At 67.9% G+C, this 23,002-nt stretch carries 21 protein-coding genes; 7 read left to right on the top strand and 14 right to left on the bottom strand.

Annotated elements, in window-relative coordinates; genetic code table 11:
• The first annotated feature begins 22 nt into the window (after window positions 1-22).
• Both IB278_RS18900 and IB278_RS18895 read left to right on the top strand, forming a co-directional pair.
• Window positions 23-511 carry a hypothetical protein gene (locus tag IB278_RS18900; protein ID WP_192324816.1) on the top strand — a complete coding sequence of 163 codons (489 nt, stop codon included), beginning with the start codon at window positions 23-25 and terminating at the stop codon, window positions 509-511.
• A gap of 131 nt (window positions 512-642) precedes the next feature.
• Complete coding sequence (locus IB278_RS18895; protein ID WP_192324814.1) at window positions 643-1,890, top strand: metallophosphoesterase; 1,248 nt, start codon at window positions 643-645, stop codon at window positions 1,888-1,890.
• A gap of 14 nt (window positions 1,891-1,904) precedes the next feature.
• Here IB278_RS18895 and IB278_RS18890 read toward each other — a convergent pair whose 3' ends face one another.
• Window positions 1,905-2,405: a polyhydroxyalkanoate granule-associated phasin gene (locus tag IB278_RS18890; RefSeq protein WP_145738921.1), complete on the bottom strand. Its 501-nt coding sequence runs from the start codon at window positions 2,403-2,405 to the stop codon at window positions 1,905-1,907.
• A 201-nt stretch (window positions 2,406-2,606) separates the two neighbouring features.
• On the opposite strand from IB278_RS18890, the gene IB278_RS18885 reads away from it, so the two are divergent.
• Window positions 2,607-3,182, top strand: coding sequence for an acyloxyacyl hydrolase (locus IB278_RS18885; protein ID WP_145738919.1), 576 nt, complete (start codon window positions 2,607-2,609; stop codon window positions 3,180-3,182).
• On the opposite strand, the gene IB278_RS18880 is transcribed toward IB278_RS18885, so the two are convergent.
• Genes IB278_RS18880 through IB278_RS18870 form a run of 3 tightly spaced genes read right to left on the bottom strand, consistent with a single transcriptional unit; the run spans window position 3,179 to window position 6,284 of the window.
• Window positions 3,179-4,150 (bottom strand): lysylphosphatidylglycerol synthase domain-containing protein, encoded by a 972-nt coding sequence (locus IB278_RS18880; RefSeq protein ID WP_145738918.1) that lies wholly within the window; start codon window positions 4,148-4,150, stop codon window positions 3,179-3,181. The two genes, IB278_RS18885 and IB278_RS18880, sit on opposite strands and share 4 nt — an antisense overlap.
• 40 nt (window positions 4,151-4,190) lie before the next feature.
• A complete protein-coding gene (gene clsB / locus IB278_RS18875; protein ID WP_145738916.1) occupies window positions 4,191-5,468 on the bottom strand; it encodes a cardiolipin synthase ClsB in 1,278 nt (425 codons plus the stop codon).
• Window positions 5,469-5,501: 33 nt separating this feature from the next.
• On the bottom strand, window positions 5,502-6,284 hold the full coding sequence (locus IB278_RS18870; RefSeq protein ID WP_018903409.1) for an endonuclease/exonuclease/phosphatase family protein: 783 nt from the start codon (window positions 6,282-6,284) through the stop codon (window positions 5,502-5,504).
• 208 nt (window positions 6,285-6,492) lie between these two features.
• On the opposite strand from IB278_RS18870, the gene IB278_RS18865 reads away from it, so the two are divergent.
• On the top strand, window positions 6,493-6,921 hold the full coding sequence (locus IB278_RS18865) for a serine/threonine protein kinase (RefSeq protein WP_192324812.1): 429 nt from the start codon (window positions 6,493-6,495) through the stop codon (window positions 6,919-6,921).
• Window positions 6,922-7,007: 86 nt separating this feature from the next.
• Here the strand turns inward: IB278_RS18865 and IB278_RS18860 are convergent, their stop codons facing one another.
• The 8 genes from IB278_RS18860 to IB278_RS18825 form a co-directional block, all read right to left on the bottom strand.
• Window positions 7,008-7,580, bottom strand: a complete 573-nt coding sequence (locus IB278_RS18860) for a Spy/CpxP family protein refolding chaperone (protein WP_192324810.1) — start codon at window positions 7,578-7,580, stop codon at window positions 7,008-7,010.
• 147 nt (window positions 7,581-7,727) lie between these two features.
• Window positions 7,728-8,819: a flavodoxin family protein gene (locus IB278_RS18855; protein ID WP_145738911.1), complete on the bottom strand. Its 1,092-nt coding sequence runs from the start codon at window positions 8,817-8,819 to the stop codon at window positions 7,728-7,730.
• Window positions 8,820-8,894: 75 nt separating this feature from the next.
• Window positions 8,895-9,794 carry a pirin family protein gene (locus IB278_RS18850; protein WP_145738909.1) on the bottom strand — a complete coding sequence of 300 codons (900 nt, stop codon included), beginning with the start codon at window positions 9,792-9,794 and terminating at the stop codon, window positions 8,895-8,897.
• 79 nt (window positions 9,795-9,873) lie between these two features.
• Complete coding sequence (locus IB278_RS18845) at window positions 9,874-10,626, bottom strand: GNAT family N-acetyltransferase (protein ID WP_192324808.1); 753 nt, start codon at window positions 10,624-10,626, stop codon at window positions 9,874-9,876.
• The gene (locus IB278_RS18840; RefSeq protein WP_192324806.1) at window positions 10,623-11,897 is read right to left on the bottom strand and encodes a biosynthetic peptidoglycan transglycosylase; all 1,275 of its coding nucleotides are present in this window, start codon (window positions 11,895-11,897) and stop codon (window positions 10,623-10,625) included. Before IB278_RS18840 ends, IB278_RS18845 begins: the two co-directional genes overlap by 4 nt.
• Before the next feature lie 10 nt (window positions 11,898-11,907).
• Window positions 11,908-12,477 carry a hypothetical protein gene (locus IB278_RS18835; RefSeq protein WP_192324804.1) on the bottom strand — a complete coding sequence of 190 codons (570 nt, stop codon included), beginning with the start codon at window positions 12,475-12,477 and terminating at the stop codon, window positions 11,908-11,910.
• Entirely contained in the window at window positions 12,458-13,387 is a 930-nt protein-coding gene (gene xrtQ / locus IB278_RS18830) for an exosortase Q (RefSeq protein WP_145738902.1), read from the bottom strand. The genes IB278_RS18835 and xrtQ overlap by 20 nt, the downstream gene beginning before the upstream one ends.
• Window positions 13,388-13,402: 15 nt before the next feature.
• A complete protein-coding gene (locus tag IB278_RS18825) occupies window positions 13,403-15,478 on the bottom strand; it encodes a VIT and vWA domain-containing protein (RefSeq protein WP_192324802.1) in 2,076 nt (691 codons plus the stop codon).
• Between the two features lie 208 nt (window positions 15,479-15,686).
• On the opposite strand from IB278_RS18825, the gene creD reads away from it, so the two are divergent.
• From creD to IB278_RS18810, 3 genes are all read left to right on the top strand, one after another.
• Window positions 15,687-17,168 carry a cell envelope integrity protein CreD gene (creD, locus tag IB278_RS18820; RefSeq protein WP_192324800.1) on the top strand — a complete coding sequence of 494 codons (1,482 nt, stop codon included), beginning with the start codon at window positions 15,687-15,689 and terminating at the stop codon, window positions 17,166-17,168.
• Window positions 17,169-17,216: 48 nt separating this feature from the next.
• On the top strand, window positions 17,217-19,610 hold the full coding sequence (locus tag IB278_RS18815; RefSeq protein ID WP_192324798.1) for a penicillin-binding protein 1A: 2,394 nt from the start codon (window positions 17,217-17,219) through the stop codon (window positions 19,608-19,610).
• Between the two features lie 79 nt (window positions 19,611-19,689).
• Window positions 19,690-20,295, top strand: a complete 606-nt coding sequence (locus IB278_RS18810; protein ID WP_145738896.1) for a hypothetical protein — start codon at window positions 19,690-19,692, stop codon at window positions 20,293-20,295.
• A 5-nt stretch (window positions 20,296-20,300) separates the two neighbouring features.
• Here the strand turns inward: IB278_RS18810 and creC are convergent, their stop codons facing one another.
• Together creC and creB are read right to left on the bottom strand one after the other, a co-directional pair.
• A complete protein-coding gene (creC, locus tag IB278_RS18805) occupies window positions 20,301-21,740 on the bottom strand; it encodes a two-component system sensor histidine kinase CreC (RefSeq protein ID WP_192324796.1) in 1,440 nt (479 codons plus the stop codon).
• Window positions 21,737-22,522, bottom strand: coding sequence for a two-component system response regulator CreB (gene creB, locus IB278_RS18800; RefSeq protein WP_145738892.1), 786 nt, complete (start codon window positions 22,520-22,522; stop codon window positions 21,737-21,739). The genes creC and creB overlap by 4 nt, the downstream gene beginning before the upstream one ends.
• Between the last annotated feature and the right edge of the window lie 480 nt (window positions 22,523-23,002).

Below are 23,002 nucleotides of genomic sequence, written 5' to 3'. Positions count from 1 at the left end.
GCAAGCAAGAAAGGACCAGACCATGATCGCCCGGATTTCATCGCAGACGCGGCCCCTGGCGGCCGCCATGCTGTGCGGCGCCGTTCTTCTCGCGGCGCTTTCCTCTTCGGCGCACGCAACGTTCAACCCGCCGATCCGCATGACGCACGGCATCGAATACATGAGCGGCGGCATCGGCAGCGACGAGGCCAAGCTGATGGAGACGGTGGCGCCGCGCTGGCCGGCCACCTTCGAATTCGCGATCAAGGACCACAAGGGCGCCGAGTTCGCCTCCGACGTGCGCGTGACCGTGCGCGACAGCCACGGCACGGCGCTGCTCGACAACGTGGAGTCGGCCGGTCCGTTCATGGTGGCGCGGCTCGACCCGGGCACCTATGAAGTGGAGGCTCGCTTGCGCGGAAACACGCTCAAACAGATGCTGCAGATCAGGCCCGGCACGCCCGCTCGGGTGGCATTCGTGTGGCCGGCGGGCACCGATATGGCTTCTGCCGGCACGCGCGCGGTGCAGTGATCGGCGAGCACCGGCCCGGCGGCGGCGTGCCGGAACGGGGGCTTTGCCGCTCACGTCGATCGCAGCGCACGCTATCCGGCTGCCCGGCGCTATAGAAAAAATAGCGGGGCGCTGGCCGGAGACCGCCTTGAATGCGCGGCATGCGCCTTGCAGATGCCGTGTCCCGGGCCATGCCCGTTCCCATTGCCCCCATGCCGATACGTTCCCTGAGCGTGCTTACCGCGCTCCTGCATGCCTACATTGCGCTGCGCCTGCTGCCAGCGCTGGCCATGCTCACGCCGGCCTGGCCGCTCGCGCTGGCCGCGCTCGCCATCTCGGCCTTGACGATCCCGCTGCCTTTTGTCTCGCGCCGCGCCGGACGCAAGGCCTCGACGGGCGAACTGCTCCAGTGGACGGGCCTGATCAGCATGGGCTGGTTCTCCTCGCTGTTCGTGTCGACGCTGCTGCGCGACGCGGGGTTGCTGCTCGCCTGGCTCGCGAGCGTGCTGTTCGGCGCACCGGTGCCCTGGCATGTCGTGCTGCCCTGGAGCGCGATGGCCGTGCTGGTGCTGGCCACGCTGGTGTCGATGGTCGGCTTCCTCAATGCCCGCCGCACCGCGGACGTGAAGCGCGTCGAGGTTCCGATCCGCGGGCTGCCCGCGGCGCTCGAGGGCTTCACGATTGCGCAGCTCAGCGACATCCACGTCGGTCCGACGATCAGGAGCGCCTACATCCAGCGCATCGTCGACGCGGTGAACCGGCTCGGCGCCGATGCCATCGCGATCACCGGCGACCTGGTGGACGGCAGCGTGGCCGAGCTGCGCGAGCACATTGCGCCGCTGGCCGGCCTGCGCGCGCGCCACGGCACCTTCGTCGTCACCGGCAATCACGAGTACTACGCGGGCGCACATGCATGGATCGACGAGCTGCGCAGGCTGGGCCTGAAGGTGCTGCTCAATGAGCACGTGGTGCTGCAGACGCGCAACGTGCGGGGCGCCCAGAACGACGAAGAGCTGTTCGAGAGCCAGCTGGTGCTGGCGGGCGTGACCGACTACACCGCCGGCCACTTCGACGCCGCGCACGCCAGCGACCCGCACCTGGCGCTGTTCGATGCGCCGCCGCTGGTGCACACGCGGGTGCTGCTTGCGCACCAGCCGCGCAGCGCGACGCTGGCGGCCCAGGCCGGCTACCAGTTGCAGCTGTCGGGCCACACGCACGGCGGCCAGTTCTTTCCGTGGAACCTGTTCGTGCCGATGCAGCAGCCCTTCACCGCCGGCCTGCACCGGCTGCACGACATGTGGGTCTACGTGAGCCGCGGCACCGGCTACTGGGGGCCGCCCAAGCGCTTTGGCGCGCCGTCCGAGATCACGTTGTTGACGCTGGTGATGGCGCGCGGCTGAACGCGCCGGCGCGCTCAGCCGCGCAGTTCGGCGGCCAGCCGCCGGGCGTTCGAGGTGGCTGCAGCGTGGATCGGCTTCAGCCCTTCGCGCGCAATGCGCACCGCCGCGCCCGAAAGCCGGCTGGCCGTGCCCGCCGCCCGGGCCGTGGCTTGCACGAAGGCGTCGCTGCGCTCCGCAGCCTGCGCGGGGGTGACGCTGCCGGCCATTGACAGAAAGGCCCCGGCACTCAGAAGCCATTGCTGCAGCGCGCGGTTCGCCAGCGAGACATGGCTGCTGTGCCATTGCCTGACCATGGCGGCCCCCGATTCACCCGCGGCGGCGAGTTTTTCATTTCCCATGAGTTGAAACTCCGCGAGATCGGCCGCGCTGGGCGCGAGCCCCGCCTTGGCCATGCGCCCGGTGCGCATCTGGATCACGGACCCGGAGGACAGCAGCATCTCCTGGGTCTTGAGGGCCACGTCGACCCACAGCATCAGCGGGTTGGACAGGCGAGCGACGGAGGTAAGGGATGGCATGGGCGATCTAGGAGGACGGATGAGCCCCACTATAGACGCGAGGCGCAGCAATTGCTGCACCGCAACAAAATCGACTCCGCATTTCTGTTGAACAAGTCCTACTTTCCGACATGGCAATAGCCTCGACCCAAGGCGCGGACCGCAGCGGAAAGTAATTATTTCTTTTCTTTCCTTTCATTATTTGCAGATAACAACCACATCATGAAAGCACACAGGTCCGCGTCCCTCGGGGCCGCCGTGTTCGCAGGCGTCCTGAGCCTGCTGGGCGCACCGGCTCATGCGTTCGAAGACAGCGCGCGCGGCTTTTATTTCGAGGGCGGCCATGCGCCGCATGGCGACAAGGGCGGCACCGAGTCGGCCACGGTGGGCGTGACGCTGCCGTGGTCGCCGCGCCAGCCGGTGCACGAAGGGGCGCTCACTTCGTACTGGGACCTGTTCGCGAGCCATTGGCATGCGCCGGCCCTGGGCAGCGGTTCGCGCAACTACACCCAGATCGGCGCGATCTACACCTGGCGCTACCGCTTCGACAGCGGCAGTTCGCCATGGTTTGCCGAAGGCGGCGTCGGCGGCACGGTGATGGACCACCTCTACAGGACGCCCGACCGGACCTTCAGCACCGCGTTCCAGTTCACCGAGGTGCTGGGCGTGGGACGCAGCTTCGGCGAGAACGGCAAGCATGAACTGACATTGCGGCTGCAGCATTTTTCGAACGCCGGCATCAAGAAACCCAACCCGGGCGAAAACTTTGTCCGGCTGCGCTACACCTATCACTTCTAGCGCTTCAACGGCGCGGTATGCCGCCAGCGCCGCGCGCGCAGTTCGGTGACGAAGTAGGCCACCGTGGCCACGCCCAGCGGCAACAGATAGTAGAGACCGCGGTAGACCAGCAGCACGCCCAGCAGCCGGCCTTGCGCCACCTCATGCGAGAGCAGGGCAAGGAACACCGCCTCCAGTACGCCCAGGCCCGCCGGCACGTGCGTGACCACGCCGGCCACGGCGGCCACCAGCAGCACCGCGAGCACCGTGTGGTAGGCCACCGCGCCCTGCAGCAGGACCCAGATCACGCTGCCGATCAGCGCCCAGTTCAGGCACGACATGGCCAGCTGCAGCCAGGCCATCCGAAGAGAGGGCACCTTGAACGGATAGTGGCGCAGCCGGAACACGTGCCCGCTGGCCAGGGCGCACAGCACGAAGTAGCCCGCGGCCAGCAGCAGCAGCACCGCGCCCAGGATGCGCAGCCCGCCATTGCCGACCTTCCATTCGGCCGGCAGCGCCAGTGGCCAGAAGCAGAAGGCCAGGCCGGCCACCACCAGGTAGCCGAGCCAGTTGGTCAGCATGCTGAAGCCGAGCACGCGCGTGATGGTGCCGTTGGGAAGGCCCAGCCGCGAGTAGAGCCGGTAGCGGAACGCCACGCCGCCCACCAGCGAACCGAGGTTGAGGTTGAAGGCATAGCTGATGAAGGTCACGCCCATGACGGTGCGGGCGCCGAGCGGATGGCGCGTGAGATGGCGGCCCAGCAGGTCGTAGGTGCTGTAGGTGGCAAAGCTGCCGGCCGCCAGCGCGCCGGCCAGCCACAGCGTGGCCGCGGGCAGCGCGCGCATGGCGTCGAACACCTCCTGCCAGTCGATGGAACGCGCCTGGCTCACGAGCAGCCAGGCGATCAGGCCGAAGAAGGCCCAGACCGCGCTGCGCCGCAGCCAGGGCCACCAGGGCCGGCGCGCGAGTCTCGCGGTGCGTGTGGTCACTGGGCGGCCTCCATGCGCTTTCGGAACGGCCGGTGGGCGCTCATGCCGCTTCCGTCGGCGTGGCCCCGTTGTCGCCGGCAGCCTCGCGCTTTTCGCGTTTTTCGCGCTTCTCGGCAAGCTCGGTGGCCTCGGCCGGGGTGAGGCGCGGCACCTGCCGCGGCAGCCAGCCCAGCCACGACGGATACCAGCGCAGGAAGTGGAAGATGAAGAAGCTGCGCGCCAGCCGCCAGCCGCTCCATCCGGTCTCCAGGTCGGCCACGCCGATCTGCTGGCAGCTCTCGCGCATCAGCTTGTCCATGCGCTCCCACAGCAGCTGGTTGAAGGCCTTGCCGCGCGCGAACACGTTGGCCTCCAGGTTGAGCGACAGGCTCAGCGGATCGAGATTGCTCGAGCCGACCGTGCTCCACTCGTCGTCCATCAGCGCGACCTTGGCATGCAGCGGGCGGTCGCAGTATTCGTAGATGCGCACGCCCGCATGCAGCAGGTGGTGGTAGAGCATGGTGGCGGCCGTCTTGACGATCGGCATGTCGGGCTCGCCCTGCAGGATGAGCCGCACATCCACGCCGCGCCGGGCCGCACGGCGCAACTCCTTGATGAGCCTGTAGCCGGGAAAGAAATACGCGTTGGCAATCACGATGCGCTTGCGCGCGGCGCGGATCGCGGCCAGGTATTCGCGTTCGACGTCGCCGGTGTGGCGGCGGTTGTCGCGCGTGATGAGCACCGCCTCCACATCGCCGACAGGCTCCCGGTCGACGGGCGGCGCCTGCTTGAGCCGGCGTCGGAACCAGCGCGGCCCCTTGTCGCCGAGCGCGATGGCGCGCAGCACGAACTGGTGGATCTGCGCCACGACGGGCCCGCGCAGCTCCACCGCGTAGTCCTGCTTGGCCTTGGGCCCGAAGTCCAGCAGATGGTCGGCCGAATAGTTGATGCCGCCCACGAACGCGAGTTCGCCATCGACCACCACGATCTTGCGGTGCATCCGCCGAAACACGTTGAGCCGCTGGCCGAGGATGCGCTGCCCTGGATCGAACACCCGCACCCGCACGCCCACGGCGCTCAACTCCGCGATGAATTCGCGCGACAGGTCCGGCGAGCCAAAGCCGTCGACCATCAGGTCGATCTTCACGCCGCGCTGGGCCGCCGAGCGCATGGCGGCATGCAGCGCAAGGCCCACCTTGTCCTCGAACAGGATGAAGGTCTCGATGATGACTTCGCGCTGCGCCTCCCGAATGGCATCGAACACGCGCGGGAAGAACTCCTCGCCGTTCTCGAGCAGCGCAATGCGGTTGCCGCCCACCCATCGGCCGACGTTATCCATGGCGTTCACCGCAGGTCATGGGTGGGGCCCGCTTCAAAGATCGATGTTCGCCACCAGCGGCGCGTGGTCCGACAGGTGCGACCAGGGCTTGCGCGGCAGCACCACGGGCGCGTGCACGCCCGCGTTGCGAACATAGATGCGGTCCAGCGGCAGCAGCGGAAAGCGCGCCGGAAAGGTCTTGGCGGCCGAGCCGTTCGCATGCACGAAAACCTCGCGCAGCGCGGCGCCTTCCTCCAGCACCTGGTGGGCACGGCCGCGCCAGTCGTTGAAGTCGCCCGCGACGATCAGCGGCGCATCGGCCGGCACCTCGTCGCGCACGATGTGCAGCAGCAGTTCCAGCTGCTGCTGCCGGTGCGCCTCGGCCAGGCCGAGATGCGCGCAGATCGCATGGACGTCGACCGTGCGGCCCGGCAGCCGCAGCACGCAATGGAGCAGGCCGCGCTTTTCGGGCCCGGCCACCGACACGTCGTGGTTGCGGAAATGCACGATCGGAAACTTGGACAGCACCGCGTTGCCGTGATGGCCCCTCGGGTACACGGCGTTGCGCCCGTAGGCGAACTGCGGCCACATGGTGTCGGCCAGGAACTCATAGTGCGGCGCCTCGGGCCAGTTGTTGACCTTGCGCGAGTGGCGCGAATGGGTGCCGAGCACTTCCTGCAGGAACACCACGTCGGCTCCCACCGTGCGCACTGCGTCGCGCAGCTCCGGCAGGATGAACTTGCGGTTGAGCGCGGTGAAGCCCTTGTGGGTGTTCACCGTCATGACCTTGAGCGAAGTCGGCGCTGCGGCGGCAAGTGGAATCGGTGAGGAAGACATCGGTGTTGTGGTTGTACGTTGCCGCGCCCGGCGCGCCTGTAGGAACGCGCCACCTTCTTTGCCGCCTTTCACCAGGCGACGGCCGGCTCCTACAGGCAGGCCTGCCACACCCCGACACGGGGCGCATGGGGGGCCTCCTACGGTGGTTTTCAGGCTGCGGGAAACAAGCCAGCGGTCTTATTCATCATCACTTTCAAAGGAACGCACCATGAAGCACGCAATCCTTCGCGCCACGGCGCTGGCCGGCCTGATGGCCGCGGCCGGTGCCGCCATGGCGCAAGCCACATCGATACCCGCCCAGCCGGACCCGGCCGTGGGCGGCCAGGCCAGCACGCAGACGCCTGCCGGCGTGCCCAACCCGCCGCAGCGCCCCGACGCCAACATGCCGGTGTCGCGCGAAGCCGTGAAGGCCGAGGCGCGCGCCCACAATCGCAACAACACCAACAACCTGGTGCCCAAGGGCGAGGCGACCACCACCATGAACGGGCAGCCGAACGCGATGCCGCAACCCACCGGCGAGATGTCGCGCGCCGAGGTGAGCCAGCTGGCCCGCAAGCCCAAGCCCCAGTTCGGCCAGCGCGGCGAGCGGCCGGACGTGCCCACCAACCCGATCGAAAGGACCGGCACGCCCCAATAGCCGTCCATGTACGAAGAAAGCCCGCGGTGCTCGAGGCATCGCGGGCTTTCTTCATGGGGGCGCCGCTTCCGGCGCCCTGATGATGGTCAGCTCTTGGCGGGTTGCCCGTCAGTGGCGCCGTGACCATGGTGGCCGCGGTGGCCATGCATGCCGACGTGCACCGTCTCCGCGTCGAAGGTCTTCTGCTGCTCGGGCGTCAGCGCCGCATAGAAGGCTTTGGTGGCTTCGGCGCGCTTGGCGAACCTGGCGCTGCGCTCGGCCTGGCGGGCCTGCATGCGCTCCAGCCGCTCGGGCGTGGTGAGCTTGGCGAATTCCGCACGGTCCATGCGCTGCGCACGGGCCCCGGCCGGCGGCTGGCTGGCCGCTGCGAACGTGTTCCACGCGCTTTCCTGTCCGGCGTTCAGCTTGAGCTTTTCCTTCAGCGCGGCAAGCCGCTGGGCGCGGTGCTCCTGCATGCGCTCCATGCGCTGTGCCGGGTCCATGCGCTTGTGCTGCGCCTTGGGTGCTGCGCTGCCCTCGGCCTGCGCAACGGCGGCGGTGGGCGTGGAAGTCGAAGTGCCGGATGCCGCCGGAGCCTGTTGTGCAAAGGCGCCCGAAGAGGCGAGGGCGGCCGAGCCCAGAAGGCTGGCCCAGACGATGCGTTGGCGAAGAGAGATCATGAGAAGTGCTTCCTTTCGAAGAAGCCCGCCGCCAATGGGCAGCAGGTGAGACGAAGTGTGGAAGACCTCTGTATCGGCGAGGTGAGCCGGAAGTGAGCGTGCGTAAAGAATCATGAACGCGCAGGCTCTTCGCGCCCGCGGCGTGGCTTACTTGGGCCTTGGCGGCTTCAATCCGCGATCGGGCCGCTGCAGCTTGCCCGCGCGCAGTTCGCCCACGGCCAGTGCCACGGCACGGGCCACGTTGCGCACTTCCTCCTGCACGCCTTCATCGGCATCGAGGCTGTCGTGGCTGGTTGCGTAGGGCTCGTAGTAGCCGATGTAGCGGTCGAGCCGGGCCTGCGCGCCCGCGTCGACCAGGCCCATCCAGTCGAGCCAGTCCGACAGGTTGCGCCGCACGCTCTCGGCGCCGGCCACGTCGCCGTGCACCACCAGCCCGTAGACCCGTCCCGCCAGGTGCTTGGGATAGCCCCAGCCCTGGAGCTCGAGGGCCTTGGCTTCATCGGGCTTCTTGCCGTGGGTGCTGGTGGGGTCGGGGTTGCCGCCGTCGGCGCATACCAGCCGGTCGGTCATGAGCTTGAGCGGACTGGCGGACTGATACCAGTGCGTGGGCGTGAACAGGATCACGCCGTGCGCGGCCACCCAGCGCTCGTAGATCTCGTTCATCCAGTCGCCGGTCTGGCGCATTGCATGGTTGGGATAGCAGCTGCAGGGCCAGTGGCACAGCGGCATGGCGGTGGACACGCAGCCCTTGCAGGGATGGATGTGGCGCCCGTAGTCGGAGGCGAGCAGGCTCAGGTCGAGCACGTCGACGTCAATGCCGCAGCCATCGAGCACTTCGCGCGCGAGCTGCAGCAGCCGCCAGCTCTTGGAGATCTCCCCCGGGCAGGTGCCGTCGTTGCGCGGCGAGCCGTTGACCAGCAGCACGCGCGACTTCGTCTGCGCCTGGCCCCAGGCGGCCTGCGCAGCGTTGATGCGCGCCCTGGCTTCGAGCCAGTCGACCGAAAGTTCGTAGTCGGGGTCGGCATGGCCGGGTCCGGCCTTGCGCGTGACGGGCGCCTTGCGGCCCTGTTCGTAGGCCTCCCATGCGATGAGCTCGATGCGCTGCAGCGCCTCCTTTTCGGACTGGAAGGCAGGGTCCTGGAACGGCTGCATGAAGCGCTCGTGGAACTGGTCGCGCTTCAGTGTTTCGGGTGCCTGTCCCTTGCGGACCTCGGGGGCTTTGATCGTGCGGTGGGGCATGGCGGCCAATCTATGCCCCATCCGTGCGCCCGTGACCTGCGGGCGATGCCGATTTTCGGTAGGCCTGCGACTACATCAAGCGCCGAACTTGCCGCTCTGGAAGTCCTCCATGGCCTGCCTGAGCTGCTCCTGCGTGTTCATCACGAACGGGCCGTACTGCGCGATCGGCTCGTGCAGCGGCTTGCCGGCGATCAGCAATGCGCGCGCCGGGCTGTGGTTGGTGGCCCCGGCGCGCAGCACCACGCCATCGCTGCCGGGATCGTTCGCAAGAATGGCCATGCGGCGCGTGGGCACCTCGCTGCCCGCGATCCACACCGACTCGCGGAATGCATAGACGAGCGCGTTGTGGTCGTCCGGCAGGGGATGGGCGAACTCGGTGCCGGGCGGCAGGGTGATGTCGAGGTAGAGCGGCTCGGTGTGCTCGCGCCGAACCGCACCCTCGATGCCGTGGCTCGCCCCCGCGATCACGCGCACGTGCACGCCCGCCGCGGTGGTGTATTCCGGAATCTCCTCGCTCTGGATGTCGCGATACCAGGGCTCGCGCATCTTGTCCTTGGCGGGCAGGTTGAGCCAGAGCTGGAAGCCTTCCATCAGGCCGTCCTCCTGCTCGGGCAGTTCGCTGTGGACGAGCCCGCGGCCGGCCGTCATCCATTGCACGCCGCCGTTCTGCAGCAGCCCTTCGTGGCCGGCGCTGTCGCGGTGCCGCATGCGGCCCGCGATCATGTAGGTCACGGTTTCGAAACCGCGGTGCGGATGGCTGGGAAAGCCGCCGATGTAGTCGCCCGGGTTGTCGCTGCCGAAGGCGTCGAGCATCAGGTAGGGGTCGAGCCTTTTCTGCAGCGGCTGCTGCAGCACGCGGGTGAGTTTGACGCCGTCGCCATCGCTGGTGGAAACACCGGCCACGATGTGGTCGATGCCGCGCGGCGTGGCCACGGGATCGGTCGGGTGGTTGGCGTGGTGGTTTGCATTCGTCATGCAGCCATGGTGGCACTAACCGCCCAACCGCGCCACCCGGTAGGAATTGCGGAATCTGCCTCGGCGCGCTGCTGCGGCTTCAGCGCGGCCACTGCTGGCGCTGCCAGTAGCGGTACTGCCACTGCGTCGAGAAACCGGCACGCCGGTAGAGCGCGTGGGCGGCCATGTTGTGCGCGTCGACCTGCAGGAACACGCGCTCGAAGCCGCGCTCGAGTGCGGCCCGCGCGAGGCCCGCCAGCACGCGCCCGGCCAGGCCCCGGCCGCGCTGCGACTGCTCGGTTCGCATGCCGTGCACGCTGGCCCACCCGTGGCCGAAGGCCATGGCGCCCGCCGCGACGGTCCGGCGGCCCTCGCGCACGCTGGCATAGAGCGAGCCCTGGGCGCGCGACAGCGCCCGCACGCGGTGGGCGCCGTCCACGGGATCGAAGCCCTCGCCGAGGAACAGGGTGGCCCAGGCGTCGTCGGGCGCAAGGTCGACGTCGGCCAGCGCGGCGCCGGCCGGCGCCACCTCGCGCATGCGCCGTGCGGAGCCGATCTGCACGCAGGTCGGCGAGTCGCCGACGTAGTGCCGCTGCTCCAGCTCGGACTGCAGCGCCACGAAAGAGGGCACATCGGCCAGGCGGAACGCGGGCACGAACTGGCGGCGGTCGTAGCGGTCCTCGATGCGGTCGATCGTGCGGCCTGCGACCGGTTCGCGGTGCAGCGGAACGGCCGACCTGGCGCGCTTGACGGTGCCATCGTCGAAGGGCAGCAGCCAGCCGTCGAGCTCTTCGACGGCCAGCGGCGAAACGGCGGCCACGGTGGCGCGCTCGATGGCTTCGACCTCGTTCATGGAAAAGCCTCCGGTGCGGTGAATCTGGCGGCCGCCACGCTCTTGAGCAGTGACTCGCGCTGGTTGCGGCTGATGCCGCGCACGCTCTCGGCGACCCATTTGGTACGGTCCGGGTCGATCTGCCCGTCGCGCCGCCATTGCTCGAGCACCGCCTGCGGCTTGTGCAGCATGGACGCGAGCCAGACCGCCTGCGCGGGCTCCAGGCTGCGCGCGGAGCGCTTGAAATAGCGCCGGGCGGCGGCTTCGGCGCCGCACAGGTTGCCGCCCCACGGCGCGTTGTCCAGGTAGAGCTGCAGGATGCGCGCCTTGCCCAGCGTCTGTTCCATTTCGACGGCGTAGAGCAGCTCGCGCAGCTTGCGTTCCGCCGTGCGGTCGCTGCCGGTCACCAGCATCTTGGCGAGCTGCTGCGTCAGCGTGCTGCCGCCGCGCTTGGGCTGGCCTTCCTTCTGGTTGTTGTCGATGGACGCGACGATTTCCGTCAGGTCGTAGCCGGCGTGGGTGAAGAAGCGCTGGTCTTCGGCCGCGATGACGGCGCGCGCCAGCCAGCTGTCGTTGGCCAGCTTCGACGGTGCGCCGCAGCTGGTGCGCGCGCCGAGCATGGCTTCGGTGCCCAGCCCCTCGACGGTGAACTGGCTGACTGTGGGCTGCACCGTGAATGTGGCCTCGGGCAGCATGACCTGCCCGCGCAGCGCCAGCGTGCCGCCGATGCGGGCGCGCTGCAGCTCGGGCAGGTTGGGCGCGAGCACGGCATACCAGCGGGCAATCGGTGCGTCCTTGATGTCGGCGCTGAGCTGCAGGCCCCTGCCCTTGGGCGGGAGGTGTCCTTCCCATTGGCCCTGGAGCATGGCGGCCGCGTCGGCGCTGCGGGGCGTGGCCTCGATGGTGCCGGCCAGCGTGTTGCCGTCCCGCTTCACGGTGGCGACCAGGCCCTCGAACACGATCGGCTGCGCGCCGAGCGCGGCAACCTCGGCGCTGCAGGGCGCGCAGCGCACTTCGAACACGCCCGCCGCGTCCTTCCAGGCGAAGTGCAGGGTGCCGAACCGGCTGTCGAACGCGTGCCCGTCCAGCCGCGGCGCGAACCAGGACGAGGTGGCCAGGCGCACTGCCGTCGGCACGCCCACCGCCATGCGCAGCGGGCCGGCCTCGACCGTGGTGCTCCATTCGCCCGCCGCTGGCGCAAGCACCAGTTTTACTATCAGGAAGATAGCAACGCACGTTGTCACGACAAGGGCCAGCAGCCCGTAGATCACGAATCGCAGAAACTGTTTCACAAAACTCTCATCACATCGGCCTCGCCACCGTCACAGCTTGCCACGGACCGCTCGAGCGTCCACTGGCCGCCGCCCAGTACCAGGCTGAAGTGTCGGTGAAAGCCGTGCCTTCGGCATCCACGATGCGCTCGCAAACGCGGATCTTTTGCGTGCTGTGCCGTTGCGCAACAAAACAGCGCCACAGCCGCTCCTGCACATCGCGTTCGAGGCGTGCCTGCTCGATGCGAAAACCGAGCGCGCGGTAGCAGTCGGCCGCCGGATGCAGCATGCGCGTGGGGGCATTCACCGCGCGCATCACGATCGTCTGCGTGCCGTCGGTCATGCGGCCGATGGCGCCCGGAAAGCGGTCGGCAAAGCGCTGCTCGACGTCGCCCAGCGCCAGCGGCCGCAATGGAATGCCGTCCCACTGGCTGGGCCATTCATGCGAGGCCATGGCCATCGGAGCTTCGGGCGGCGCACGCAGCGCCGCCGCGGTCGACCACAGCACGCACAGCAGTATTGCGAGCGCAAAGGCCGTCTTGTGGCCGATGCGGTTGATGAAATGGTTGGCAAACAGGGCTTCAAAGAACCGTGTCGACATGGCGGCCTCCTTGGGTGGTGATCAGGCCCGGGATCGGCTGCTCGGCGAACGGGGGCTCGGTGCGCACCGGCACCATCAGGCGCGCGATGCCGCCGCACACGGCGGCCAACACCAGCAACCCGAGCAGGTTGTGCGCCCAGGGCGCCAGCGGATGGCCTGCGCCTTCGAATGCAATCAGCATGCTGTTGCGCAGGATGTTGCCGCCCAGCACCAGCAGGCCGACCATCGGCAGCCGGCGCAGGAAGCCGCGGTCGCTGCGGCGGGCCCAGAGGGCAACGGCGCACGCCGTGAAGTAGCCGAGCCACACCATCTGCACGCCCGAGCACGGCGCATCGACGATCACCAGCCGGCCATCGACCACCAGGCTCGCGCCCTCGCGCGCCACGCTGAAGGCCGGCGCCAGCAGCCAGCGGCTCGCCTCGGCCGTGAGCACGCGCAGCGGATAGCCCGCATAGAACTGCAGCGACGACAGCAGCGGCAGCGCGAGCACCGCCAGGCCAGCCACCGGCAGCGCGGCCACGCGCCGCGGCAGGAAGGCCAGCAGGCCGCATGCCAGCGCCAGCACGGCCACCAGGCCCGTGGCGAGCGGCGGCAGCGCGGGCAGGGCGCCGAGCCCGGTGCGCAGCACGGTCGCCAGCACCGTGCCGGCGCCCGCCAGTGCGAGCCAGCCCAGCTGCGGCGCGGCCCGCAGTTCGCGCCGGCAGCGCCATGCCAAGGCGGCGAGGGCGGCCAGCGCCAGCAGGCCCAGCGGATCGTCGGAGCCGTCGCGCAGCCGCCGGACCATCCAGGCCCAGGTCGGCGCGAGTGCGGCGAATTGCAGTGCGAGCCAGCCGGCGGCCGGTGCGCGGTCGACGTGGATGCCCCAATCCACGATGCGCGGATGGCGATGGGCGAGTGCGGCCAATGACATTTTTCTTTTCCTGGCTCAGGCCGTGAAGCGGCGCGGATCGTTGCGGCGCGCGCGGCGGCGCAGCATCGCGAGCATCGACAGCACCACGGCAATGGCCCCCAAGGTCTCGGGCTCCGGCGTGCTGGGCACCTCGGCGCCGAGTGCGAGTTCGCTCACGCCCTGCGGCAACGGCAGCGGCTGGTTCACGCCCACGCTGTTCTGCGGCGCGGGGTTGCGCACCACCTTGTCGACGGCGATGAAGCTGGTGTACTGGGTCAGCAGGCTGTACTTCAGGCCGAGCTCGGTGATGCGCTCCTTGAAGGCGCTGCAGCCCTCGAGCGTCTCCTGGTCGCTCAGGCTCTGGATGCGGTGGCGCGCCCACAGCGTGCGCAGCGCGGCGGTGTCCTGGCGCAGCTGCGGGTCGATGCGCAGTTCCTGGCGGTACGGGCCATTGGCACCCTGGCCTTCCACGATGACACGGCCCCTGGCTTTGCCTTCCGAATCCGCGCGCCACTTGCCGAACACGATCACCGGGCGCTCGCCCAGCACGTCGGGCAGCGCCTGCGGCTCCACGTCGTACACGTCGAGCCCGCCGAAAGTCACCTTCACGTTGGTGAGCACCGGCGACTCCACCATGCGGCGGAAGCGCGCGGCCTGCTCGGGCGCCTGGATCGGGTCGGTGATGATGAAGGGCTCGCCCATGCCGGCGCGCGCAATGCCTTCCATCAGGCTGCGGTTCACCGACGAACCGATGCCGAAGGCGAACACATTGGCCTTCGAAAGATTCTTGCGCACCAGTTCGAAAGCCTCGCGCTCCACGCTCACGTAGCCGTCCGTCACCAGCACCACGGTGCGCGAGACCTTCTCTTCCTTCGGTTCGGCGTAGACGCGCTTGAGCGCGGGAATCAGCTCGGTGCTGCCGCTGCCGCTGTAGTTCTGGATGGTGGCCAGCGCCTGCTCGATGTTGGCGCGCGTGGCCGGCACCGAGCGGGGAGAGAGCATCTTGTTGCTGCCCGAGAACAGCAGCACGTTGAAGGTGTCGCTCGGCCGGAGGCCGCCGATCAGGCGTTCGAGCACGGTCTTGGCGGTGTCGAGCGGAAAGCCGTGCATCGAGCCCGAGATGTCGACCACGAAGATGTAGTCGCGCGGCGAAATGGCGCTGGCGGCCACGGCCTTGGGCGGCTCGACCATCGCGAGGAAGAAGTTCTCGGCGCCGCCGTCGGTGTTCTGGCCCTTGTAGAGCATCAGGCCCGATTCGATCCTTTCGCCCGCAAGGCGGTAGTCGAGCACGAAGTCGCGATTGTCCGCGGGCCGGCCGTCGGGCGCGAGTGCGATGTCGGCGTGCCGGTCTTCGTCGCTCTTCTTCACCTCGATGGCGTGGGACGACGAGCGCACCTCCTTCAGCCCCATGGGCGTGTCGATGCTGGCCTTGAGCCTGAAGCTGGTGTTCAGCGCCACATCTGCGCGCAACGTGGGCTGCGCCACCCACTTGGCCTGGGCGTTCTCCGACTGCGGGCTGCTGTAGCGCGGGCCCACCACGGTGGGAAAGACGAACGCATAGTTGCCCGACTGCGGCACCAGCAGTTCGGTGTAGCGCAGCTCCACCTTCACGTCGTCGCCCGGCAGGATGTTGGCGACGTTCATCTGGAACACGTTGGGCAGGTGCTGCTCGAGCAGCGCGGCGGTCTTGCCTTCCTTCTTGGCGGCGTCGTACTCGATCTGCGCCTGCTGCTTCTCGCGGATCTGCGCGGTGATCAGGCGGTCGGCCAGGCGCACGTTGAGGCCGCTGACCGCAGCCTTGGTCGAGCCCGGAAAAACATACTTCGCCTCGATGGCGCGCTGGCCTTCGTTGCGGTAGGTCTGCGTGACAGTCACGTCGGCAATGACGCCCGATATCTTCACCGCCACCTCGGTGGCCTTGAGCGGCAGGCGGTCGACCGAGGGGTCGTCGCTCTTCACGAAGAAATACGGGCTCTCGGTCTTCAGCCGCGGGCCCGGTGCTTCCTGGGCATGCACGGGGTTGAGGCTGAGCGCGACGAAGCCCGCCGTGGCCAGGCTCACGGTGGCGAGCCAGAGCCAGCGGCCGGGACGGGTGGAGGTGTGGGCATCCATGGCGGTGTGGTGTTGGTGTCCGTGCGAACTTGCACAGCCGCAACTGTCGGCACCGCGCGAGAAGGAAATTGGAAGGCTGCTTGAAGTCCGGCCACCGGATGCCGCGTTGTGTGAAGCCTGTGTGAAGTCCGCCGGCGGCCGCGCTTCACACGCGCTTCGGATGGCGCGGCGAGCATCGCGGCTTCGACAACCGACGAGGAGAAAAAACATGTTCCAGTTGCTCAAGGCCCTGCAGGGTTCGATGCTGGTCAAGGTGGCCGGGCTGCTGATGCTCACGCTCCTGCTGTGCATTCCGCTGGCCGAGATCAATGCGATCAACCGGGAACGCGGCCACAGCCAGCGCGAGGCGGCCGAGGAGCTTGCCGCCACCTATGCGGGCCCGCAGACCGTCGTGGGCCCGCTGCTGCTGGTGCCCTACGTGGAGCGCTGGATGGAGCCGCTGCGCAATGCGCAGGGCCGGGTGATCGGCCAGGAGGCCCGCAGCAAGGAAATGACCCACGTGATGTTTCCCGACAAGCTGCACATCGAGGGGTCGATGGCACCGCACGAACGCTACCGCGGCATCTTCAGGATTCCGTTCTATACGCTCGACGCCACGCTCGGCGGCGGCTTTGCGGCTTTCGATCCCCGATCGGTGGCGCACAGCGAAACCGATTCGCGTATCGAGGTCAAGGCACCATTCATCGTCTTCGGCGCAAGCGACCTGCGCGGGCTCGATGGTTCGCCTTCGATCGCGATGAACGGCGAGGCTTTGGGTTTCAGGCAGCGCGTGCCTGGCCTGGCAGACGATGCCCCGCTGTCCGACGGCATCCACGCACCGCTCACCGGCGCCGCGCTGGCCGCATGGGAGGCGAAGGCGCCGCTGCCCTTCGAGATGAAGCTCGGGCTGGTCGGGCAGGACACGCTCTCGATGGTGCCGATTGCCGACGAGACCACCGCCCACCTGAAGTCGCCCTGGGCGCATCCGAGTTTCGGCGGCCGCTTTCTCGCTACCCAGCGCGAAGTGACGCCGCAGGGCTTCGATGCGCACTGGCGCGTGTCCTCGCTCGTGACTTCCGCACGCGAGCAGGTGCGCGCCGGGCTGTCGGGCCGCGGCGATGCCGCCAGTGCCGCCACGGCTGCTGCTGTGGCTGCAACCAACCATGCGCAACGCAACCTCGGCCCGCTGCAAACCTTCGACGTCTCGCTCGCGCAGCCGGTCAACGTCTATTCGATGAGCACCCGCGCCGGCAAGTACGGCGCGCTCTTCATCGGCCTGGTGATCATGGCGGCCTTCATGTTCGAGCTGTTCCGCAGGCAGCGCATGCATCCGGTGCAATACGGGCTGGTCGGCCTGTCGATCGCGCTGTTCTTCCTGCTGCTGCTGGCCCTGTCCGAGAAGCTGGCGTTCTGGCTGGCCTATGCCAGTGCGGCCGGCGCGAGCGTGCTGCTGCTGGGCATCTATTTCAGCGCGGTATTGCAAAGCTGGAAACGCGGCGCGGGCTTCGGGGCCTATGTCGCGGTACTCTATGGCGCGCTTTACGGCCTGCTGGCATCGGAAAGCAATGCCCTGCTGCTCGGCGCCCTGCTGACATTCGGCATGCTGACGGTGCTGATGCTCGCCACGCGCAAGGTCGACTGGTATGCACTGTCGGCCGGGAACCCCCGAACGCCCGAGCCGGTCTTACCTGAGGCGGCCGCGTCCGTGTAACCAACGCTACGGACTGTTTTTTTCCTTACCTTTTTGCCATTGATTCCCATGGACGATTCTTCTCCTTCCACCGAGCCCGCGCGCTCGCAGCGTTCAGCGAAGCTGCGGCGCGCGGCGCGGTGGAGCGCCATCGCGCTCGGCTGCGGCGCGCTGGTGCTGCTGGTGGCCGCCGTCGTCGCGGTGGCCGCCATCTATCCGCGGCTGCCCGACATTTCCGAGCTGGCCGACTACCGGCCCAAGCTGCCGCTGCGCGTGTATTCGGTCGAAGGCACGCTCATCGGCGAGTTCGGCGAAGAACGCCGCACGCTCACGCCCTTTGCGAGCATTCCCAAGGTCATGAAGGACGCCGTGCTCGCCGTGGAGGACGCGCGTTTCTACGACCATGGGGGCGTCGACTACAAGGGCTTCGCACGCGCGGCCGTGGCCAGCCTCAAGGGCGGCCGCAAGCAAGGCGCATCGACCATCACGATGCAGGTGGCGCGCAACGTCTACCTGAGCTCCGAACGCACGCTGAGCCGCAAGGCCTACGAGATCTTGCTGGCCCTGCGCCTGGAGCAGCAGCTCAGCAAGGACCAGATCCTGGAGATCTACCTGAACCAGATCTACCTGGGCAACCGCGCCTATGGCTTCGCGGCCGCATCGGAAGCGTATTTCGGCAAGCCGCTGCAGAACGTCACGCTGGCCGAAGCTGCCATGCTGGCCGGCCTGCCCAAGGCGCCCGGCGCGAACAACCCGGTGGCCAATCCGCGGCGCGCCCGCGCACGCCAGCTCTACGTGATCGACCGCATGCAGGAAACCGGCTTCATCACCGCCGAGCAGGCGGCCGAAGCCAAGAAGGAAGAGCTGCACCTGCGCGATGCCGCCGATCCGGAGCGGCTGCATGCCGAATACGTGGCCGAGACGGTGCGGCAGATGATGTACGCGCAGTACGGCGACAGCATCTACACCAGCGGCATGAAGGTCTACACCTCGCTGGTCGCGGCCGACCAGGCAGCCGCCTACAGGTCGCTGCGCAAGGGCATCATGGACTACGAGCGGCGCCAACCCTATCGCGGTCCCGAGCGCTTCGTCGATCTGCCGGCCGATCAAAAGGAAGCCGACGAGGCGGTGGACGAAGCGCTGGCCGAGCATCCCGACAACGGCGACGTGATGGCCGCGGTGGTGCTGGAGGCCGGCAGCAAGGAAATCAACGCGGTGCGCGCGAACGGCGAAACCATCCAGATCACCGGCGAAGGGCTGCGGCCTGCGCAGTCGGGCCTTGCGGCGAAGGCGCCGCCCCACATCAAGATCCGCCGCGGCGCAGTGATCCGAGTCGCGAAGACACCCAAGAACACCTGGGAGATCACACAGCTGCCCGAAGTGGAGGGCGCCTTCATCGGCATGGATCCGCGCACCGGCGCCATCAAGTCGCTGGTGGGCGGCTTCGATTTCGGCAAGAACAAGTTCAACCACGTCACGCAGGCCTGGCGCCAGCCGGGCTCGAGCTTCAAGCCCTTCATCTATTCGGCCGCACTCGAAAAGGGCTTCACGCCCGCGACCATCGTCAACGACGCACCGCTGTACTTCGAGCCGAGCACCCCTGGCGGCCAGCCCTGGGAACCGAAGAACTTCGACGGCGGCTTCGAAGGCCCGATGCCGCTGCGCACCGCACTGATGAAGTCGAAGAACCTGGTGACGGTACGCCTGCTGCAGGCCATCGGCGCGCCGTATGCGCAGGAGTGGATCACCCGGTTCGGCTTCGACAAGGACAAGCATCCGGCCTACCTGCCGATGGCGCTGGGCGCCGGTTCGGTCACGCCGATGCAGATGGCCACCGCCTACTCGGTGTTCGCCAACGGCGGCTACAAGGTCAATCCGTACCTGGTCACGCGCGTGACCGACCTGCGCGACAAGGTGCTGCTCGAAACCGAGCCGCCGGCACTCGACGAAAGCCGCCGCGCCATTCCCGAACGCAACGCCTTCATCATGGATTCGCTCCTGCAGAGCGTGGTGAAGGGCGGCACCGCCGCGCGCGCCTACCAGGCACTCAAGCGCGACGACCTGTTCGGCAAGACCGGCACCACCAACGATTCCTTCGACACCTGGTTCGCGGGCTTCCAGCCCACCACGGTGGGCATCGCATGGATCGGCTACGACACGCCGCGCCAGCTGGGCGTGCGCGGCGAAACCGGCGGCAGCCTGAGCCTGCCGATCTGGATCGGCTACATGCAGGCGGCGCTCAAGGGCGTGCCGGTCAGCAAGATTGCCGAGCCGCCGGGCGTCGTCAACATCGATGGCGAGTGGTACTTCGACGACTTCACGCCGGGCCACAGCGTGGCGAGCCTGGGCGTGGAGAGCGAGGCGCCGCCAGTGCCGGCCGAAGAACTCTCGGGTGTGCCGCCGCCGCTGGGCCCGCCGCCGCAGCCCGAAGAGCGCAACCGCATCCTCGATTTCTTCCGCTGAGGCACGGCGGGAAGGAGCCGCACCGGGTCTCTACACTCGGTGCGGCTCCTTTCGCTTTACCTTCCCACGCTTCTCCCCCATGGAAATCCTCATCCTGGCGACGTCGATCATCGTCGGCGCCTACATCCTCAAGTCCAGGGACCAGCGCCAGCGCATCGCGCTGCTGGGCAGCCACCTGGGCAGATACCAGATCGAAAGGCTGATGGAGAGCCTCACCGAAGGCTACCTGCGCTGCCTGGGCGAGGACAGCGCCGAGCGGCGCCAGCAGATCTGGAGCCTGCTCGACTCCACCGAGGAAAAGCTCTCGGCCCAGTTCGACAGCTTTGCCGCCGAGTTTGCGCGCGTCGACGCGGCCGACGCACGCGTGAGCAAGCTGCCCGTGGCCATTCCGTTCGCGCACAAGCTGTTCCCGGCCGCGACCTTCGACCTGCGCGAGGCGCTGGCGATCCACGCGCGCGGCATTGCCGATGTCATGCGCAACGATGCGGGCCGCACGCCCAAGGCCAAGGCCTTCACCATGTCGGCCGAGCTGTTCCTGATGCAGCACACCTGCCACTGGTTCTGCAAGTCGAAGACGGTGGCCTCGGCCCGCATGCTGGCGCGGCACAAGACCTCGTACGAGCAATTGCTCGAGGCCGTGAGCCCCGCAACGCGCCGGGCCTACGCAGCACTCACGGGCCAGTAATCCGCTCAGTGGTGTGACAGCAGCGGCAGCGTGAGCGTGGCCACCGCGCCGCCGCGCGCCGCATTGCCGAGCTCGATGCGCCCGCGGTGCAGCGCGGCAATCTCCTTCACGAAGGCCAGCCCGAGCCCGGTGCTCTTCTTCCGGCTGTGCGGCCGCGCGAGCGAATAGAACTTCTGGAAGACCTTTTCCTGTGCGTAGTCCGGAATGCCCGGACCATGGTCGCGCACGCTCACGCGCGCCAGCTTCGAGGTGGTCTCCAGCGTCAGCAACACCTCGCTGCCCTGCGGTGAAAAATCGATCGCGTTGTCCAGCAGGTTGCTGATGGCGCGACGCAGCAGGAACGGATCGCCCTCGGTGCGGGCCTCGGCGCGGATGTTCACGCGCAGCTGGATGCTGCGCTTGGCCGCCGCGGGCTGCGCGCTGAGGGCGATGTCCTCGATCAGCGAAGCCAGCGCCACCGGCTCCGTGCGGTCCAGCCCGTGGCGGGTTTCCAGTGCGGTGAGCTCCATCATGCGGTCGACGATTTCCTGGATGCGCTGCGTCTCGCGTTCGATGTTCTTCAGGAAGCGCTCGCGCTCGGCATGCGGCATCGACGGCTCCTGCAGCAGCTCGGCCGCGCCGCGGATCGCCGAGAGCGGGCTCTTCACTTCGTGCGTGAAGGTCTGCACGTAGTCGGCCACGTAGTTGCGGCCGGTCAGCGCATCGCGCATTTCGCTGAAGCCGGTGCGCACCGCATCGACCGCGCGCCGCGCCATGCGCGAAAGGCTCAGCGTGCGCTGCGCGCGCACCCAGGCCCAGTAGTCCGAGATCAGCCCGAAAGGCCGCACCAGCCAGACCGAAACGATCACCGCCAGCAGCAGCAGCGCCAGCCCCGAACCGACGCCCACCCACAACGTGCGGGCGCGCGCGTCCTCCACGAACTGGCCGAAGCTCTGCACCGGCTTGCCGACGCTCACCATGCCGACGATCTCGTTGTTCCACCGGATCGGTGCGCCCACGTACATCACCGAAGTGCGGGGGTCGCCGTCGACGTCGCGCGAGGTGCGCGCGCCGTACAGGCCGGCAAGCGTGCGGCTCACGTCGCTCCACTGCGAATAGTCGGCGCCCAGGTGCCTGCCGAGCGAATCAAACACCACGCGGCCGCTGCGGTCGGTGACGTACACGCGCAGCTCGACGCGGTTCTTGTGCAGGTTGTAGATCTGTGCGGAGAACTCGCGCGCATAGACCGTGCGGAACAGCGGCTCGAGCCGCGCGGTGTTGAGGGCGCCCGCGATCACGTCCTGCTCGACCAGGCTGGCCATGAGCTGCGAAGTCTCGACCAGCGATTCCTCGGCCGATTCGCGATAGCGCGGATCGATGTCCGACACCACGCGGTAGAGCAGGAACGCGATGCCCGCCGTGTAGATCAGCAGAATCCCGATAAAGATGCGCGTGCGCCTGCTCACGGCGCGTTGAGAGGCAATTCTTCGTTCAGCGCATAGCCGGTGCCGCGCAGCGTCCGGATCGGCTCCACGTCGGGCGCCACGGCCTTGAGCTTGGCGCGCAGGGTCTTCACATGGGCGTCGACGGTGCGGTCGAAGCTGTCGCTCGCGTCGTCCCAGACCAGCTGCAGCAGCTCGTCGCGCGTGAACACGCGTCCGGGCCGCTGGACCAGCAGCCGCAGCAGTCCGTATTCGTAGCGCGAGAGCTCGAGCAGGCGTCCGTAGTAGCGGATCTGCATGCGCTCGTTGTCCAATGCAAAGGGCATTGCGGGGGGCTGAGCGGGCGCTGGAGGCGCCGCGCCCGGAATTCGAGGGGGTACCCCATCGCCGGGGCCTGCGGTCCCTCCAGGGGCGGCTCGTGCGCTGCGCCGCAGGATGGTGCGCACCCGCGCCACCAGTTCGCGGGGCGAAAAGGGCTTGGCAATGTAGTCGTCGGCACCGAGTTCCAGCCCCACCACGCGGTCGATCTCGTCGCTTCGGGCCGTGAGAAACAGCATCGGCACCTCGGCGCCGCCCTGCGACTGGTTCAGCGCGCGCAGCCGCTTGAACAGCTCGAAGCCGTTGAGGTCGGGCAGCCCCACGTCCAGGATCGCGAGCGCCGGCGGCTCCTGCGCGAACTGCGCGATGGCGTCTTCGGCCGTGGCGCACCAGACCGGCGTGAAGCCGTCGCTCTTCAGCACGTACTGGAGGGTGTCGGCAATGCCCGATTCGTCTTCGGCGATCAGGATCCGCGGTTTGAAGCTCATCCCCGGATGTTAGCGAGCGGGCGCCGTCCGGCGACGGCCGGTTTGGCCGCGTGGCGCCGCGAACACGGCGCGGCCGTTCACGGACTTTTTTTCGGGCGCGGCGCTGTCCCCATTTCTATTTCTTATTTCTCTTATTCAAATTAGTAGTAGTAGATAAGGGCGGGGCCGGTCTGTGGACATGGCACTTTTTCCCTTGCGTGACATGGACTTGTCATGCCCGCGTCACTGTGCGCAGCTGCGCTTCCGTGCTGTCGCGCCAAAAGGAACAACATTGCTGGAAGCGCCGGCCCTGTGGATAACGCCCTGCTTGTGCCGGAAATCTCCCCAGAGTTGTCCTTTGACACGCTCCGGAAAATCTGCCAAAGGCGTTTTCCCGTGCGAGAAATTCATTGCCTCATATTTGGGCAGACTGTAGATTTTTCATATAGATCAACCACTTAGCTTTCTCTTACAAGGAAGTGCGAGTGTTATCCACAGAGT

This window comes from Variovorax sp. VRV01 (assembly GCF_014852545.1).
In the GTDB taxonomy this organism is placed as follows: domain Bacteria; phylum Pseudomonadota; class Gammaproteobacteria; order Burkholderiales; family Burkholderiaceae_C; genus Variovorax; species Variovorax beijingensis_A.
Note: the sequence above shows the minus strand (reverse complement) of the source record. Positions and strands in the feature narration are given on the sequence as shown.